Raw genomic sequence first — 16,932 nt, 5'->3', positions numbered from 1 at the left:
TTAGGATCTGAATAAAGCTCATCACTGCACCTTCATGATACATTGAATCCGTTTTCTTATGCAACATTTTTTCCAATCTATTTAAGATTTTCCGGATTTAACGCTGCTAGTTCTGGAATAACAAATATACCATCCTTGCGAATCAAGCGATCATCAAAGTAGATTTCCCCGCCGCCGTACTCCGGACGCTGGATCAAAACGAGATCCCAGTGAATCGAGGAACGATTGCCGTTGTCTGTTACATCATATGCTTGACCTGGCGTAAAATGCAGGCTTCCGGCAATTTTCTCATCAAACAGAATATCTTTCATCGGTGTCAAAATGTATGGGTTGAAGCCGATGGCAAATTCGCCGATATATCTTGCACCTTCATCCGCATCCAAAATCTCGTTCAAACGTTTGGTGTCGCTGCCGGTTGCTTCAACAATTTTTCCGTTTTCAAAGCGGAATTTAATATTCTCGAAGGTTACGCCATTGTAGAGAGTCGGTGTATTGTAAGAGATTGTGCCGTTAACTGAATCACGAACAGGCGCTGTATATACCTCGCCATCCGGAATGTTCTTCTGACCGGAGCATTTCTCCGCACCGATGTTTTTGATCGAGAAGCTGAGATCCGTTCCCGGTCCTACGATGCGAACCTTGTCGGTCTTTCTCATCAGCTCGGCCAAAGGATCCTGGGCGCTGTCCATTTTGGAGTAATCCAGATTGCACACATCGAAGTAGAAATCCTCAAACGCCTCGGTGCTGGTGTTGGCAAGCTGCGCCATGCTGGCGTTCGGATAGCGGAGAACCACCCACTTCGTACGCTTGACGCGCTCTTCGCTATGTACGGGGTGCGAATAAAGTGCATTATACAGCTTCATGTTTTCCTCAGGCACGTCAGCCATATCGTTGACGTTCTCGCCTGCGCGGATACCGATGTAACAATCCATTTTCTTCATGCGCTCAAGATCCAGCTCAGCCCACAGCTCAAGCTGCTCCTTATTTGCGTTCTTCAGCATGGCACGTTGAACCGTGCGATCTGTCAATTGCACGAACGGGCGGCCACCTTGATTCGAAACCTCCTCAATGATGGCATTCAGCAGATCGCGCTCCGATCCAATCATTTCGATGAGCACATTTTCGCCCGGCTGCATATCTACCGAATAGTTCACGAGATTTTGAGCCAATTTTTGAATTCTGGGATCACGCATATGTCATATCCTCCTTATGATGACTGTTCCCTACGTTATGAATTGAACAGCGGTAAATTTATTCATTATTGTAGCATGCGAACAGCCTTAAGTCAGCGTTCATCGTTAAAAAAATTTTCATGGCAATCCCTTCAATAACCAGTAAATGTAACATCGGACAGCAACGTTTCCGTGCGGGTTTTGCCTTGTTCATCAACAAAAAACAACGTTCGTTCCATAGTCAGTTTGGTAGGAAGCTGTTTTTTTTGGTTAATCGTTACATGAGAAACCGAAACCGTGTCCGCCTTGCTCAACATGCTCTTCATTTCATTATAGTCCCGCTCCCACACGGCCTTCAGTCGTTTGCGTACCTTCGGATCTTCACTGTACAGCGGATCCCCTTTGCGTTCGATCCGTTCCGCCAGCGTCTTCATCTGCTCATCCAGCGATCCATATACCATTTGGGCTGCCGCCTCGGGTGACAGTTCGATGCGCAGCACCTTGGTTCCTCTTGCCGCCCCCAGTTCCTGAGTCACCGTCTTCTCTGAATTTCCTATATATTCTAGTAATTCCAGCGGATTCAAGCGGGTTATCCACATTTCCTCGACATGTCCTGATGAGAGTGTGCTCCACTTGCCCTCCTTGCGCTTCAGGGACACGGTAAGTCCATCCGCTTGATATACCGAATCGGCATATACCTTATCCTTATCATTACGTATGGTTGTGCCCTTATTCCTTGAGGATAGTGTCAGATCCGTATGATGCTGCAGATTGCCTTCAAATGCCAAACTTTGCTGAAACGGTCCGTTTTCTCCGCTCCGAATCGCCGCTTCTCCCCGAAAAGAGAAATTATCAACGCCAGACAGCCCCGACAGGGCGCGGTTAAACGACTCTTCGGCAGACAATTGATCTTGCCAGGCACATCCGGTTAAGCAAAAGACAAACAAAACCATCCCGATGACGCTCCGTGATCTTCTTATTCTCATAATCATCAGCCCCTCATTGATCTTTCTCTTAGGCTATCCGCGGTCCATGACATTATGCAGATGACAGAAAAAACCCTGCAGCCACTAAATAGCTGCAGGGTATTTAATCTAATCCGATTTCAGCCTCGGCCCTCTCCACGACAATCCGGTTGCGGCCGCCATTCTTCGCTTCGTAAAGAGCCATATCCGCTCGATAAAAGAGGGACTCCACGCTGATCTTGTCATTGGTCCAGTTCCATTCGGAAATTCCGCAGGACACCGTTACGCGCGGGTCGGTCTCTTCCGAAACCCTAATGCGAATCCGTTCGGCGACCTGCATCGCCTGCTGAATGCCGAGTCCCGGCAAATACACGGCAAGCTCCTCGCCTCCCCAGCGGGCCGGAATATCGCTATGGCGAATCGTTGTCTTCACGATACTGCTGACCTGCTTCAGAATTTTGTCCCCCCGCTGGTGACCGAACGTATCATTAACCTGCTTGAATGCATCGATATCCACAACAATGAGAGAACCGCAAAAATCACGAGTCTGACATTCATGGATCATTTCATCAAGATAATGTCTCGCATACAGTTCAGTCAGCATATCCCGGTTCGCCATTCTTCTCACTTCCGCATGCAGGAAGGCATTGCCGATAGCCAGACCAATATGGCTTGTCAAAGCTTGAAGCAACCGATAGCTGTCATACGAAAAATAATGCCGCTTCGCATGGGTGAGAAGGACAACCCCCCGCACCTCACCGTTTACGGTAAGCGGAGTAGCAATCATCGAGCTGGAATGAGTGCTCTCCATTAGCCGGGATTCCGCCGGACGTTCTTCGTTATAGTCTGACAGGATGAGCGGTTCCTTCGAATGGTAGACTAGGCCGCCCAAACCATAATCCTTCTCAAAGACCTCCTTGGCAAGCCATTCGGCGTTGCAGGATACCACTTCAAGACCGCCAAGCTCCTCGTTATAAATCAAAATGCAGCAGTAATCGGCCTCAAGAATCTTTAGCAGCTCATGGTTGGCAAATTGAAATATCTCCGCCAAATGCAAGCTTTTGTTCAACCGCTGTGTCAGTTCATTAATCATACGGAGCTCATGAATCATCAGATTGGACTGCTCGTACAATTTGGCATTCTCAAACGCGGTGCCCGCAGCATCGGCCATCATAGAGAGCAATTCCAGATCCATATCGGGCAGCTCAGACTTGTCCACTTCCACATGGAGCACGCCATAAACGCCCTGCTTGCCTCCCATGGGAATCCCGATTTCCACGATCGAATCGGGTTCCTTATGTTCATCAATCGTGAGGGTACCCTCCATAAATGTGCGGACATAAACCTCTCTCTGCCAATGATGAAGCAGCAGGGGACGCACCAGCGGATGTCCGCTCTCATGGTCCTGAGACATAAACAATTCAACTTTGGCCTTGGGATACAGTGCCAGAACACTGTCGATAGCCTCCACCAGCACATTGTCCACATTAATCTGCACATGCATCCGCTTTACATACTGAAACATGATGGAACGCCTGTGCACCTCACGCTCAGCTTGGTTGTGGACTTTCTCCAGATCATCGGCAAATACGTATTCCAACTTCCGATAGAAGCAGGAACGAAACAATAACGCATGAGTTTCTGTCAGCATAAGTGACTGTTCCGGCTCCATCTCAAGCGAGGAAACACTGACCATCACCGCAAATACATCGCCATGAATGCGAGTGAAGAGTGGGACAGCGCACAGCACGCTTCCCTCCAAAGAACCCTTTCCCATCCCTTGGACGGCTTCTTTGGAGTTTAAAGTAAGCGATATCGTCTCATCTTCACTTGCGTTAAGGTATTGCGTTATTTCGGACGCCCCTGTCAGCCAAGCTCCCTCATGAGAAAGAAGGGCCCAGCTGAATTTCTTCATCGCCTGTGTGCCTGCGCTTTCTCTTAGCCACTCCAGATAGCTGTCTGATATGAGAGGCTGAATATAAGGGAAATCATGAGGTGTAATATCCAAGCTCTGAAGCCAAAAACGAGGCTCATTTCCAGGAATTGGCCCAGCATCATTAAACATAACTGCAGAACCGGGAGAGCTTTCATACGCTTTCCGTTGATCTTCTGACATATTGGGCGCTCCTTTGCACCATTATAAAAGGCCTATCCAAGACTGGCGTTCGGGATTCATAATGTAAGGATCCATTTGGCTGCCGCATTTAATAACGGTAACCCAGCTGTTCAACATATTGGGAGGGTCATGATAAACACCAAAAGATGTTACGATATGTAACTAGATAAATGAGACTACTTAATCCAATATCATCTTACTCTTTTCTACCCATTTTTGCATTAAAATTTATGCGTTTTTCACAATATTTTTAGGTCTGTGGTCCTATCGACAAAATTAGACAAAAACCAAGTTATAGTAAGTTGCAGGTTGAACTTGACTTTATATCATTACTTCATATAATATTTATTGTTGAGTAAGAATGCAATGCATTCCATGAATTTGGGCGGGTTGTGTCACCCTCACGTTATTTGTTACTGACAGGACAGCGGCTGAACTTTCCTGGCAGATCTTCCGAAGATTACGGCTAGAGCAAACAAATACGGCGCAAATAGAGCCCTAATGAAACTTTAATTAAAAAGGAGTCTATATAACATGGCACGTTACACCGGTCCTAAATTTAAATTAAGCCGTCGTCTGGGAATCTCCCTGAGCGGTACAGGTAAAGAATTGGCTAAACGCCCTTTCCCTCCAGGTCAGCATGGTCCTAACCAACGGAGAAAAATTAGCAACTACGGCATGCAGCTTCAAGAAAAGCAAAAGCTGCGTCACATGTACGGCTTGGGCGAGAAGCAATTTAAAACCCTGTTTAACAAAGCAACTGGCATGAAAGGTATCGCTGGTGAGAACTTTATGTTCCTGCTTGAGAGCCGTCTGGACAACCTGGTTTACCGTCTTGGCTTCAGCAACTCCCGTGCGGGTGCTCGTCAATTGGTAGCTCACGGTCACGTGACTGTGAACGGCAAGAAAGTCGATATCGCTTCTTACGCTGTAAGCACTGGCGATGTAATCGGTCTTCGTGAAAGAAGCCGCAGCCTCTCTTCCATCAAGGAAGCTTTGGCTAACCGCGTACATCTTCCAGCTTACCTTGAGTTTGATGAAGCAGCAATGGAAGGGAAATACATCCGTCTTCCAGAACGTTCCGAACTTTCCCAAGATATCGATGAGAAACAAATCGTCGAATTCTACAACCGTTAAGATTAACTCGGAACCCAAAAAACCTGAAGGCCTTGGCCTTCAGGTTTTTTTAATATCGAAATGAATCCTCCGCAAGTTCAATCATCTTAAGAAAACTTCAATCTGGCAAATTTACGCTTGCCTACTTGAACCACATCCCCGTCTTGAGGAGCGATTTCACCGTGGGTGTCGCTGCACCTTTCTCCATTCCATTTTACGGCCCCCTGCTGGATACTGCGTCTGGCCTCACCATTGGAAGCGGCAAAACCGAGCAGTGTCAGCATTTTGATAAGCGTAATCTTTCCTTCCTCCAGTTCTCCTTCGGGTACAATATAATCCTCAATGTCTTCAGGAAGTGCCTTCTGCTGGAACACGGTCACAAAATGCTGCTGTGCGGCATCCGCAGCCTCCCTCCCATGATACATCCGAACGAGAGTGTGCGAGAGACTCATCTTGGCATCCCGGGGATGAACGCTTCCGTCCCGAAGCCCCTTCTCCAGTCTGGTTACCTCCTCACCTGCCATATCGGTGGCCAAGCCGAAGTACTTAAGCATAAGTTCGTCCGGAACGGACATGGATTTACCGTAAATCTCATTTGGCTCTTCATCGATACCGATGTAATTCCCCAAGCTCTTACTCATCTTCTGTATACCGTCAAGTCCTTCGATAAGCGGCATCGTGATCACAACTTGAGGCTCTGTGCCATACTCCTTCTGCAGGGTCCGCCCCATCAGCAGGTTAAACTTCTGGTCCGTTCCCCCAAGCTCGACATCGGTCTTAAGCGCCACAGAATCCACACCCTGCATCAACGGGTAAAAGAACTCGTGGATGCTGATCGGAAGCCCGCCCTGGTAACGTTTAGTAAAATCATCGCGCTCCAGCATCCGTGCCACCGTAACCTTTGCCGATAAGCCGACCACTTCAGCAAAAGTCATCGGCGCAAGCCACTCGGAGTTGTAGTAAACCTTCGTTTTTTCTGGATCCAATACTTTGTATATTTGTTTCCTGTACGTTTCCGCATGACGCCTCACATCCTCTTCTGACAATTGCTTGCGCGTCTCGGATTTGCCTGTCGGATCTCCGATCCTGCCAGTAAAGTCCCCGATGATGAGCTGTACTTCATGTCCGAGTTCCTGGAACTGACGCAGCTTCTGCAGCACGACGGTATGCCCGACGTGAAGATCGGGCGCTGACGGGTCCATTCCCAGCTTCACGCGCAGCGGCTCGCCGGTTACGACCGATGTCATCACCTTCTGCCTCATCTCTTCTTCCGGAATGATCTCCACCACTCCACGGGAAATCACCTCCATCTGGCGTTCCACTTCCTGCTGCTGGACATTCGATAACACATCCCATTTCATGTTTCCATACACCTCCCTCTAATTTTGAACGCAAAAAAGCTCCTACTCATCCCAAGGGACGAGTAGGAGCGCTCGCGTTACCACCCTAATTAAAATCCGTTATCTCAGAAACGGATTTTCACTTCATTGCCATAACGGGTTGTCATCCCGGAACCGGACTACTGTAACAGCCGTACAGGTGCACGACTCTGTTTCCCCCGGTCAGCTCCGGACGGTAATTCAAAGGGGCTCGTTATCGGTTTACACCACCCACCGACTCTCTGGAAACGAAAGGCTCCGCCTTCTACTGGGGTCCTTCAAAGCTTTTCACGATATGAACTTTGCATTATTTGTATCATATGCTTCCCGAAAAAGTCAATCTTCCTCAAAAAAGGACACGCTATGTAGGGACACATGATTCAAAACCTTCGATTTATGCTATAATAGGTGCGTTAAAAGGAGGAGTATACATTCATGGTTGAGGAGAAAAAACAAGAGCCTGAAAAACAGAAGAAACCGCGTAAACGGTCCTTTCTGCGGGTGCTCGGATCCGTCATCGGATGGCTCTTTGTGGTAGGTCTGATGGGCGTTTTGTTCGCCGGAGGAGCCATAGGTGGCTACGTAACCTCTATTGTTGAGAATGAGCCGGTAAGATCCAGGGCTCTCATCGAGAATACGGTGAACGATAATGCTATAACGGGCTTCGCCTACTTCGCAGATGGCTCACCGATCGGGCAGCTTAGAACCGAAGAAGACAGACGACCTGTGGAATTCAAGGATATTCCCCAGCTTGTGAAGGATGCCGTCGTATCCATAGAAGATAACCGTTTTTATACACATAAGGGTGTTGACATAAAAGGTACCGCTCGCGCCGTGAAGGAACGCGTGCTGAACGAGTCGGTTCAAACCGGCGGCAGCACGTTGACGCAACAGCTGGCCAGGCTCACTTTTTTAAGTCGCGACAAAACCGATAACCGCAAGGTCAAAGAAATGCTGCTGGCCATGCGGATGGAACGCTTTTTGAGTAAAGACCAAATTTTAACAGCCTACTTGAACAAGGTTCCTTACGGTAACGGTTCCAGCGGATACCAACTGTTCGGGATCAAGGCTGCGGCAAAAGGCATATTTAACATTAACAATCTGAATGATCTGAATGTGGCTCAAGCTGCATATTTGGCAGGTCTTCCGCAGCTACCGTCCTCCTACTCTGCCTTTAACGGCAAGGGGGAATTTGACGAGAAATCATTCAACCGTGCAATAAACCGCCAGCACCGCGTACTGGGAAGCATGCTGGAAGAAGGTAAAATAACGCAAGCTGAGTATGAAGAGGCCAAGGCATTCGATATCAAAAAATCGCTTGCTCCTCGCACGCAGAAGGCCTATGTGACTTATCCTTATCTCATGATGGAAGTAGAGCGCCAAGCATCGAATATCCTGATGAAGCTGAGCGAGGAAGCCGAAGAGAACGCAAAAGGCACGCAAGCGAACTCCGATCTGATGGATGCATCCCGAGCTCAGCTCAGCACCGGCGGTTACCGTGTTTACACCACCATCGACCGGACATTATACAAGACCATGCGCTCCATCGCAGAGAATGACAGCAACTACGTGCCTGACAGCGCGGAAAAAGGAATGGAGCAAACCGCCGCGATGATGATCGACAACAAAACCGGCGCCATTCTCGGTATGATTGAGGGCAGGGATTTTAACACAGAACAAATGAACTACGCTACGCAAATGAAACGACAACCTGGATCTGCCATGAAACCTATTGCCGCCTATTTACCGGCACTCGATTCGGGGGCGATTCAGCCTGCCAGCGTGGTGGACGATTCACCGATCATCTTAAAGGACTACAGCAAAGTGTTCCATATTCCTAAAAACTCGTACAGCGGGTATAGGGGATTGATGACGGCAAGACAGGCACTGAACAATTCAACCAATACGGTGGCGCTCAAGTTGTTTAACAACACGGTTGGCATCGAGAAGGCTTGGGAGTTTTCCAAGAAGCTGGGTATCACTACCTTGGAGGAAGACGATTATAATGCTTCCACCGGTGTACTGGGGGGGCTGCATTACGGGGTGACAGTGGAAGAACTCACCAATGCATACAGTGCCATCGGCAACCAAGGCAAATTCACGGACGCCTTCATGATTGAGAAAATCGTGGATTCCAAAGGCAATATTGTCTATAAACACGAAGTAAAGCCGGAGCAGGTATTCTCTGAACAAACCGCGTATCTCATGACGGATATGCTTCGTACCGTCATTACGAACGGAACAGGCAGCAAGGTCCGAGACACGTACAAGAAATTCAATGAGGTTCCGGTTGTTGGTAAAACCGGATCCACCCAGAACTACGGGGATGTCTGGTTCATGGGATACTCGCCTGACGTTACGCTTGGCGTATGGGTCGGATATAAGGAACAAAAAAATACGCTCGTCGGAGACCAGCGCAAGCACGCCCAGGCCATTTGGGCCAGAATCATGAACGAAGTAACGGACGTGAAACCGGAGCTGTTCCCGACCAAAACGTTCGAGAAACCTGAAGGCATAACGTCCAAGACGGTTTCCGCTTACAGCGGCAAGCTGCCGACGGCCTTAACGGACAGATTCGTAACGGATCTGTTTAATGTGAAGTTTGTGCCTACCGAAAGCGATGACGGTATCGCAAAAGCGAAATACATCACCTATCGGGGTGTAAATTACATTCCACAGGAAGCGACGCCTTTGGATATGTTGAGAGAACAAATCGTAATCAAGCGTGAGAAGCCCCTTGATGAGCTGATTGTAGAACTGCAGAACGCCTTGAAGGTCATGAAAGGTGAAAAGAGATCGCTGGAGTCTTATCTTCCGCAGGACGCGAAGAAAGGGATGCCAAGCAAGGTTGACCCTAGAACAGATGACGGCAAAGCCCCTACCCCACCGAAAAACGTACATTATTCGATGGGCAGCGGCTCCATCAGCTTTAATGCCAGTGGATCTCCTGATGTTGTCGGATACCGGCTCTTTAAGTCCGTTAACGGCAGTCCGTTTACACATCAAGGGCAGGTGGTGCTCGGCGACGAGAGCCTTGTCTTCTCGGGACTTGGAGCTGACGGAATGTTTACTTCCTATTACGTTGTTGCCGTTGACGTAGCCGGCAAAACATCTGAACCAAGCGCTATTGTGGGCGGTACAGCACCTGGATTCGAAGTTCCAGGCGATAACGACACGAAACCGGATGACGACATCGATAATCCTGGTGACGGCATCACGGAGGGAGATCCCAATGACGACCTGGAACTTGGGAATGAAGGTGCTACTACCGTACCGTCTGCACCAGGTCAGCCGACCCTTGCGGCTACCCCTGAGGGCTTCCAGGCCACCTGGAGCGGCAATGCTCCAGAGGAGGAGGTAATGGTCTACAACATCTACATCAGTCCGAACAGTGATGGCAATTACCAGCTTCTTGGCTCAAGCAAGGGCACGGAGTTCCACTACTCCTCGGGTAACCCAATCGGCGGTACCTTTAGAGTAACTGCCGTAAATCCAATCGGTGAATCTGCTGCTTCACCGACAGTATATTTCGAGAAAAAATAGATTGGTATACTAATAAAAAGCCAGCCCCACTACAGAGATCATCTGTTAGAAGGGCTGGCTTTATTTTTTAGGTAATGCAGATACTTCTACGTATATTCCATGAGGACAGACTGCATCTTGCGAGATAAGAAGGTTAACCTCGGAAGTTTAAACTTTCTCTAAAAAAAAGACTGACAATGGAAATGGTGGTCACCATCTCCATTGTCAGTCTGTTCTTGATCACGGTTTAATCTTCAATCGTGGACAAATCGCCTGTCGGAAGATCCAGTTCCCACGCTTTCAATACGCGGCGCATGATCTTACCAGAGCGCGTCTTCGGAAGTTTATCCTTAAACTCAATTTCACGAGGTGCGGCATGAGCGGAAAGTCCTTCCTTTACGAAACGGTAGATTTCATCCTTGAGCTCCTGAGTAGGTGTATACCCCTCACGTAAGGAGATAAAGGCCTTTATGATCTCGCCACGGGTTACATCAGGCTTACCGATCACGCCTGCTTCAGCGACAGCGGGATGCTCAACCAACTTGCTCTCCACTTCGAACGGTCCGATTCGTTCACCGGACGAATTAATCACATCGTCTATTCTGCCCTGGAACCAGAAGTATCCTTCTTCATCCATATATGCCGAATCACCTGAAATGTACCAGCCCGGAATTCGGAAGTATTCTTCATACTTCGCCTCGTTGTTCCAAATTTTTCTCATCATGGACGGCCAAGGTGTCTTGATGGCCAAATTACCCATCGTGTACGGAGGCACTTCTCTCCCCTGATCGTCCAAAATCTTAGCTGTTATGCCCGGCACCGGACGCCCCATGGATCCTGGCTTGATCGCCATGCCCGGGTAATTACAGATCAGCTGTCCGCCGGTCTCCGTCATCCACCATGTGTCATGGATACGCTGCTTATAAGCCTTGTGTCCCCAACGCACCACCTCGGGATTAAGCGGCTCACCAACAGATAAAATATGCCGTACATGGCTCAAATCATATTGGTCGATAAGGTCGGAACCGGCACCCATCAACATGCGGAAAGCGGTCGGAGCGCTGTACCATACCGTTACCTTATTGTTCACCAACGTGCTGTACCAATCCTGTGGACTGAAACGGCCTCCGCGAATGACATTGGTAACCCCATTCAACCACGGTGCAAAAATACCATAGGACGTACCGGTTACCCAACCCGGGTCCGCCGTGCACCAATATATATCATCTTCCCTTAAATCCAAAACAACCTTGCCCGTATAATAATGCTGAATCATGGCATTCTGCACGTGATACACGCCCTTCGGTTTCCCGGTAGAGCCTGATGTATAGTGCATGATCAATCCATCTTCCCGCTCAAGCCATTCAATCTCCAGCTCACTTGATGCAGCCTCTACTTCCTCGTGGTAGCTTACTAGCCGCGAGTCCTCCTCCTCAATCTCGCCAACAACAAAAATATGCTTCAGTTCAGGCAACTCGTCTCGCTTCACACGTGACAACAGTGCAGGTGTCGTAATCAGTGCAACAGCACCACTGTCCTCCAGACGGTCCTTTACCGCCGTTTCCATAAACGCCTCGAACAATGGGCCGACCACGGCGCCTACCTTCAGAATGCCCAGCAAACCGGCATAGAGCTCAGGGCCGCGCGGCATAAAGATAAATACCCGATCACCCTTGCCAACACCATATTTGCGGAGTACATTACCGAACTTGTCGGATTTCTCTTTCAACTGCGCATAAGTAATAGATTCCTCGCGATTGGCGTCACTGTACAGGAGAGCTACCTTGTCTCCTCGCCCCTCTGCTACATGACGATCAATAGCTTCATACGCCATATTTACTTTGCCCGTCTCATACCAAGTAAAATGTCTCTCGATTTCGTCCCATGAAAACTCGGAGCGTGCCTGCTCGTAACTCTTCATATTGGAATGTGAAACTTCACTTGGCAATATTTCGCTATGCGTTTGATTCATGATAACATCCTCCTCATTCTCAAATCGGTCTCCTCATAGTGGACAGCGCTTACAAAATGATTGAATGAAACATACATTTTACACATTGCGGTGGGTCGTCACGTTGTCGCAGTCATCGAGTCATCAACCCTTAGAATTCGCAAGGAAACATATCGTTAAGTACAACATAAATGTGAAGATTTTATGTCGAAAAGATTATATCATAGCTCTTGTTTGCCTGTCATTGCTTTTCATTTTTTTATTTTTTTGCTATAAGTAGGGTATGGAATTGAAAGGAGCGTAACGGATGGAACACTGCAAGGTATACCTGTCTCATGTTTTGTTCCCTGAAGACCGCCGCCTGATCATCGAAGGACCTGTACCTCCCGAGCAACTATCCGAGCTAACCATGCACCCTGATCTCAAGGCTTTTCGTCGTCCTGCGGAGCAGCATGAGGCATTGGTGGAAATTGCAGGCCTGCCCGAAGGCAGAATCATCATCACGAGAGACCAAGATATGATCGTTGGATATGTAACATTTCATCACCCGGATGAGCAGGAACGCTGGTCCGAGGGCAATATGGAAGATTTGATTGAACTTGGTGCCATCGAGGTAGCAAAAGACTACCGTTCTCTGGGACTTGGGCAGCAGATGATCAAGACTGCATTTGAAGAAGAACAGATGGAGCGTTACATCGTGTTTACGACCGAGTACTACTGGCATTGGGATCTTAAAGGAAGCGGCCTTAACGTATGGGATTACCGCAAAATGATGGAACGGTTAATGAAAATCGTGGATATGGAGTGGTACGCAACCGATGATCCGGAAATCTGTTCCCATCCTGCCAACTGTCTTATGGTCAGAATCGGGCGGCACGTACCGCTTTCATCACAAGAACAATTCGATCGTATCCGTTTCAGACAGCGGTTTATGTATTAAGTCGATCCCCAATAAAATAAACAAAAAACAAACTCCCCGAGAATTTGCCACAGGGGAGTTTGTTATCTGCGGGCGCATAACTGAATATGCATACCGACTGCTTGCTCAAATTTGTTACTAGAGTTTGCCTAGCATGTAGTTCACGATTTCGTGTGAACGTTTGGAAGCTTTCACCGTAAACTCGGGGAAATTGACATGGGCAGAGCCGTCAGCCTTATCCGACATGGATCTGATCACCACATAAGGCACACTGTTCATATAACATACCTGAGCAACCGCAGAACCTTCCATTTCCGCGCAAGCCCCGTTCAGATCCTCGTGGAGCGTCTGTACCGTTTCACGGCTGGCAATGAACTGGTCGCCGGACAGAACCTTTCCGATGACGTAATGATTCGCCCCCTGCTCTTTGCACGCTTCCTCTGCCAACTCGATCAACGAGGGATCTGCGGGAAAATCGGATACTTCCTGATACGGAATCACACCGCGCGCAAAGCCGAGCGGAGTCACATCCATATCATGCTGCATGCAAGAGGAAGAGATGACGATATCGCCAATGTTCAGCTCCGGATGCAGCGCGCCCGCTACGCCGGTAAACAATATTTTGGAAACGCCATAGGTGTCAATCAGGATTTGCGTGGTAACCGCGGCATTCACCTTACCCACTCCGCTCTTGCATACAACGACTCTCTTGCCATGAATCGTTCCTGAAGCATATGTAACCCCTGCACGGACTGCTGTTTCTTTATTCTCCAGTTGACTGAGCAGCAACTCCACTTCTTCGTCCATGGCCCCGATTAGGCCGATAACCTGTGTTGTCATACCGATATCCCTCCTGAATTCAAGACCACATATAAATCCCACCAGAAAAAAGCCCCTTAAAATCAGGAGCTTTCTTCAAATCAATAGATGTCTAAACAGCTTTTATTCACACTTCTTACTCGTTCACATGACTAACCGAAAGCCGAAGAATCGTTTCATGCGGCAGAATCACGCGAGGATTCTCCACATTCTCCTTCTTCATTAGCTTGGTAAGCAAACGCATAGCTACAGCTCCCAGATCATACATCGGTTGAGCTACCGTTGTCAGCTGTGGACGAACCATTGAGGCCATCCGGATATTATCAACGCTGATAATAGAGAAATCATCCGGCACTTTATAGCCTTCATCCTGAATGCTATGAATAGCGCCAATCGCCATCTCATCGGTAGCAGCAAAAATAGCCGTCGGTTTCTTCTTAAGCCCCAGGAAGTATTTCATCGCTTCCACGCCGGACTCATAGCGATAGTTACCAATCCGCACCAGATCCTCTTGATACTCAATGCCAGCTGTCTCCAGTGCCTTCTTGTAGCCTTGGAAGCGTGCATAACCGTTCGCCGGATCCTGCAGCGTTCCGCTGATCATGGCAATCTCACGATGCCCGTGCCGGATCAGTGTGCTTACCGCATCAAACGCAGCTTGTTCATGATCAATGTCGACCGAAGGATAAGAACCTCTCTCATCACTTGTCGCACAAAGAACAATCGGCACAGCCGATGACTGGAACGCCTGGATATGCTCGTCCGTCACCGTTCCACCCATAAACAACAGCCCGTCCACTTGCTTCTCAAGCAAGGTGTTGATAACGCGGATTTCTTTTTCCTTACGTTTGTCGGCATTACACAAAATTATATTATAGTGGTACATGTTAGCAATATCCTCAATACCACGGGCAATCTCCGCAAAGATCGAGTTCGAAATATCAGGGATCACAACGCCGACGGTTGTGGTCTTCTTGCTGGCCAGACCTCTGGCTACCGCATTCGGACGATACCCTAAACGTTCAATCGCTTCGTATACTTTTTTCCGGGTCTGAGGCTTAACGTTCGGGTTATTGTTTACAACCCGTGATACCGTCGCCATGGAAACGCCTGCTTCGCGCGCAACATCGTAAATGGTTACCGTCAAATTCCTTCTCTCCATTGCCAATAGATTTTCATTCGTTCAATACCAATTGAATTTATGATACGACAAATTACTGCTTTGTGCAACGACACGGCATTAGATGCCGTCCAATTGAGCTTTCAGCGCTTCAGCCGTAATATGGGAATGGGATGTATGCCAGACTGGCGCTCCTTCTTTTACAAGAATAACTTGTGGCGATTCGTGCTGTATGCTTAGAGTTTCCGCAGCCTGACTCGACACCGGACGGTCGGCAATGACATCGATCCATACATAGTCAATCCACTCATTCGGCTGGTCCTCCAGGTAAGCTTGCACTTCCTTATAAGCTCCGGCACTAATTGGGCATCTGGTACTATGTTTGAACAACAGCAAGGGCCTCTGCTCCGAAGATTCAAGCGTGTTGCGTAACTCTTCTATAGTAGTCATTTTCGTCAACGTCGCCATAGGATATACATTCCCTTCATTGTATTGAAGTTCCTATCCTCTATCCTAACAAAAAGTGCGTGAAAAATCCAACAACCGCGAAAATTTTCTGAAAATTATCTTGCATAATTGCCCGAATTTTCAGGAATGAGAGATTTGATGGTGCTTAATTGCTCAAGACGTCCCTCAATTTGTCTCATCCAGTCACCGTCGCCCATGCTCTGGGCATAACGAAATAGATCCAACAGCATATTAATTCGCTCATCAAAAACTTCCATGCAGCGTGCCTGCCATTCTACCGACAAATCATCATCGTATGTACGGAACACTTCTCGAAGTACGTATGCAGACTCATTAACATCTGCGAACGAAACGCGTATTCGTCCGGTTTCATTGCTAATCGATGCGAGATAGCGAAGTAAATCCGGTTTAATAAGAGGTAGAAGCTCATACTTCATACAAGACTGACAGGCATAAACAGGAACATGACATATTCGAGTCTTTCTTTCATGAATCAGCTTCCTTAATTCCAACTTCATCCATTGTCCGCAGTTGCAGGTTTTGAACAAAATGCCCACCCCAAATCCTATCACGTAATCTAATACCAACAGCCCTATGTCACAAATCTGTCGCCTGAACTAGTTCTATTCGACTATCATACCAGAGAATCCTGCTATTTTGTGATAATGCTTTATTTACCAGATATGTTCCCAAATGTTTGTTCTTTGGTCGCTCCTATGAAACCCCTGTCCATATTTGTTACAATGAATACAGTCTTAAGAGACCTATTCGATCATGTTACGGATATATCAAGAAATCTGCAGAGGAAGGGGCTAAATCGATCATGAGATTGGCTGGAAAAAAAGTGATAGCGCTTGTAGACGAAGAATTTGAGGATCTGGAACTATGGTATCCCGTTTACCGAGTCCGGGAAGAAGGGGCCGAAGTCCATCTCGCCGGATTGGAAAAAGGAAAAACTTACACAGGCAAATATGGTGTTCCCGCTCAAGCTGAGTATTCCTTTGAAGAACTGAACAGCGAGGATTATGATGGAATTCTCGTTCCGGGCGGCTGGGCGCCGGACAAGCTGCGCCGTTATGATAAAGTGCTGCAACTCGTTAAAGAGATGAATGCGGACAAAAAGCCGATCGGACAGATCTGCCACGCCGGATGGGTGCTCATCTCTGCCAAAATCCTGGACGGCATTACGGTGACTTCCACACCGGGAATCCGGGACGACATGGAAAATGCCGGTGCAATCTGGAAGGATGAAGCGGTCGTAACCGATGGCCATATTATTTCCGCCCGCCGTCCTCCGGATCTGCCGCCGTACGGCAAAGCCTTTTGCGATGCTCTGGCACAGCAAGGCTAAAGCTCCCCTGCACCACACAAAAACAGCCGCTCAT

General features: G+C 48.2%; 13 protein-coding genes and 1 other annotated feature. Of the genes, 4 read left to right on the top strand and 9 right to left on the bottom strand.

The features are described from left to right. Positions 1-77 precede the first annotated feature (77 nt). The 3 genes from MHH48_RS10350 to MHH48_RS10340 form a co-directional block, all read right to left on the bottom strand. Positions 78-1,193, bottom strand: a complete 1,116-nt coding sequence (locus MHH48_RS10350) for an aminopeptidase (RefSeq protein ID WP_076320713.1) — start codon at positions 1,191-1,193, stop codon at positions 78-80. 131 nt (positions 1,194-1,324) lie between these two features. Next, positions 1,325-2,158, bottom strand: coding sequence for a hypothetical protein (locus MHH48_RS10345; protein ID WP_083659562.1), 834 nt, complete (start codon positions 2,156-2,158; stop codon positions 1,325-1,327). A gap of 103 nt (positions 2,159-2,261) precedes the next feature. Then, the gene (locus MHH48_RS10340) at positions 2,262-4,253 is read right to left on the bottom strand and encodes a sensor domain-containing diguanylate cyclase (protein ID WP_076320711.1); all 1,992 of its coding nucleotides are present in this window, start codon (positions 4,251-4,253) and stop codon (positions 2,262-2,264) included. Positions 4,254-4,787: 534 nt separating this feature from the next. On the opposite strand from MHH48_RS10340, the gene rpsD reads away from it, so the two are divergent. Further along, positions 4,788-5,390: a 30S ribosomal protein S4 gene (rpsD, locus tag MHH48_RS10335; RefSeq protein WP_076320710.1), complete on the top strand. Its 603-nt coding sequence runs from the start codon at positions 4,788-4,790 to the stop codon at positions 5,388-5,390. Between the two features lie 86 nt (positions 5,391-5,476). Here the strand turns inward: rpsD and tyrS are convergent, their stop codons facing one another. Next, positions 5,477-6,730: a tyrosine--tRNA ligase gene (tyrS, locus tag MHH48_RS10330; protein WP_076320709.1), complete on the bottom strand. Its 1,254-nt coding sequence runs from the start codon at positions 6,728-6,730 to the stop codon at positions 5,477-5,479. A gap of 51 nt (positions 6,731-6,781) precedes the next feature. After that, positions 6,782-7,039 (bottom strand) — a binding site (T-box leader). Positions 7,040-7,183: 144 nt separating this feature from the next. Here tyrS and MHH48_RS10325 point away from each other — a divergent pair. Next, positions 7,184-10,291, top strand: a complete 3,108-nt coding sequence (locus MHH48_RS10325; RefSeq protein ID WP_076320708.1) for a transglycosylase domain-containing protein — start codon at positions 7,184-7,186, stop codon at positions 10,289-10,291. A 226-nt stretch (positions 10,292-10,517) separates the two neighbouring features. Here the strand turns inward: MHH48_RS10325 and acsA are convergent, their stop codons facing one another. After that, entirely contained in the window at positions 10,518-12,242 is a 1,725-nt protein-coding gene (gene acsA / locus MHH48_RS10320; protein ID WP_076320707.1) for an acetate--CoA ligase, read from the bottom strand. A gap of 286 nt (positions 12,243-12,528) precedes the next feature. On the opposite strand from acsA, the gene MHH48_RS10315 reads away from it, so the two are divergent. Further along, the gene (locus MHH48_RS10315; protein ID WP_076320706.1) at positions 12,529-13,161 is read left to right on the top strand and encodes a GNAT family N-acetyltransferase; all 633 of its coding nucleotides are present in this window, start codon (positions 12,529-12,531) and stop codon (positions 13,159-13,161) included. A gap of 117 nt (positions 13,162-13,278) precedes the next feature. Here the strand turns inward: MHH48_RS10315 and MHH48_RS10310 are convergent, their stop codons facing one another. The 4 genes from MHH48_RS10310 to MHH48_RS10295 form a co-directional block, all read right to left on the bottom strand. Beyond that, the gene (locus tag MHH48_RS10310; protein ID WP_076320705.1) at positions 13,279-13,980 is read right to left on the bottom strand and encodes a 5'-methylthioadenosine/adenosylhomocysteine nucleosidase; all 702 of its coding nucleotides are present in this window, start codon (positions 13,978-13,980) and stop codon (positions 13,279-13,281) included. 115 nt (positions 13,981-14,095) lie between these two features. Continuing rightward, a complete protein-coding gene (ccpA, locus tag MHH48_RS10305) occupies positions 14,096-15,106 on the bottom strand; it encodes a catabolite control protein A (protein ID WP_076320704.1) in 1,011 nt (336 codons plus the stop codon). Between the two features lie 93 nt (positions 15,107-15,199). Continuing rightward, positions 15,200-15,547, bottom strand: coding sequence for a bacillithiol system redox-active protein YtxJ (gene ytxJ, locus MHH48_RS10300; RefSeq protein ID WP_076320703.1), 348 nt, complete (start codon positions 15,545-15,547; stop codon positions 15,200-15,202). A 95-nt stretch (positions 15,548-15,642) separates the two neighbouring features. Continuing rightward, positions 15,643-16,065, bottom strand: a complete 423-nt coding sequence (locus MHH48_RS10295) for a hypothetical protein (protein ID WP_256720387.1) — start codon at positions 16,063-16,065, stop codon at positions 15,643-15,645. Between the two features lie 305 nt (positions 16,066-16,370). Here MHH48_RS10295 and MHH48_RS10290 point away from each other — a divergent pair, with 305 nt between their 5' ends. Beyond that, the gene (locus tag MHH48_RS10290; protein WP_179090569.1) at positions 16,371-16,898 is read left to right on the top strand and encodes a type 1 glutamine amidotransferase domain-containing protein; all 528 of its coding nucleotides are present in this window, start codon (positions 16,371-16,373) and stop codon (positions 16,896-16,898) included. Positions 16,899-16,932: the final 34 nt, after the last annotated feature.

The sequence above is a fragment of the Paenibacillus sp. FSL F4-0100 genome (genome assembly GCF_037993005.1).
GTDB lineage: Bacteria > Bacillota > Bacilli > Paenibacillales > Paenibacillaceae > Paenibacillus_AQ.
Note: the sequence above shows the minus strand (reverse complement) of the source record. Positions and strands in the feature narration are given on the sequence as shown.

Excerpts from the sequence above, each read along its gene's own strand:
- acsA (WP_076320707.1), bottom strand. The coding sequence starts at position 12,242 with ATGAATCAAACGCATAGCGAAATATTGCCAAGTGAAGTTTCACATTCC.
- MHH48_RS10325 (WP_076320708.1), top strand. The coding sequence starts at position 7,184 with ATGGTTGAGGAGAAAAAACAAGAGCCTGAAAAACAGAAGAAACCGCGT.
- ytxJ (WP_076320703.1), bottom strand. The coding sequence starts at position 15,547 with ATGGCGACGTTGACGAAAATGACTACTATAGAAGAGTTACGCAACACG.
- MHH48_RS10290 (WP_179090569.1), top strand. The coding sequence starts at position 16,371 with ATGAGATTGGCTGGAAAAAAAGTGATAGCGCTTGTAGACGAAGAATTT.
- MHH48_RS10295 (WP_256720387.1), bottom strand. The coding sequence starts at position 16,065 with ATGAAGTTGGAATTAAGGAAGCTGATTCATGAAAGAAAGACTCGAATA.
- MHH48_RS10340 (WP_076320711.1), bottom strand. The coding sequence starts at position 4,253 with ATGTCAGAAGATCAACGGAAAGCGTATGAAAGCTCTCCCGGTTCTGCA.
- MHH48_RS10350 (WP_076320713.1), bottom strand. The coding sequence starts at position 1,193 with ATGCGTGATCCCAGAATTCAAAAATTGGCTCAAAATCTCGTGAACTAT.
- MHH48_RS10310 (WP_076320705.1), bottom strand. The coding sequence starts at position 13,980 with ATGACAACACAGGTTATCGGCCTAATCGGGGCCATGGACGAAGAAGTG.
- rpsD (WP_076320710.1), top strand. The coding sequence starts at position 4,788 with ATGGCACGTTACACCGGTCCTAAATTTAAATTAAGCCGTCGTCTGGGA.
- tyrS (WP_076320709.1), bottom strand. The coding sequence starts at position 6,730 with ATGAAATGGGATGTGTTATCGAATGTCCAGCAGCAGGAAGTGGAACGC.
- MHH48_RS10345 (WP_083659562.1), bottom strand. The coding sequence starts at position 2,158 with ATGAGAATAAGAAGATCACGGAGCGTCATCGGGATGGTTTTGTTTGTC.
- MHH48_RS10315 (WP_076320706.1), top strand. The coding sequence starts at position 12,529 with ATGGAACACTGCAAGGTATACCTGTCTCATGTTTTGTTCCCTGAAGAC.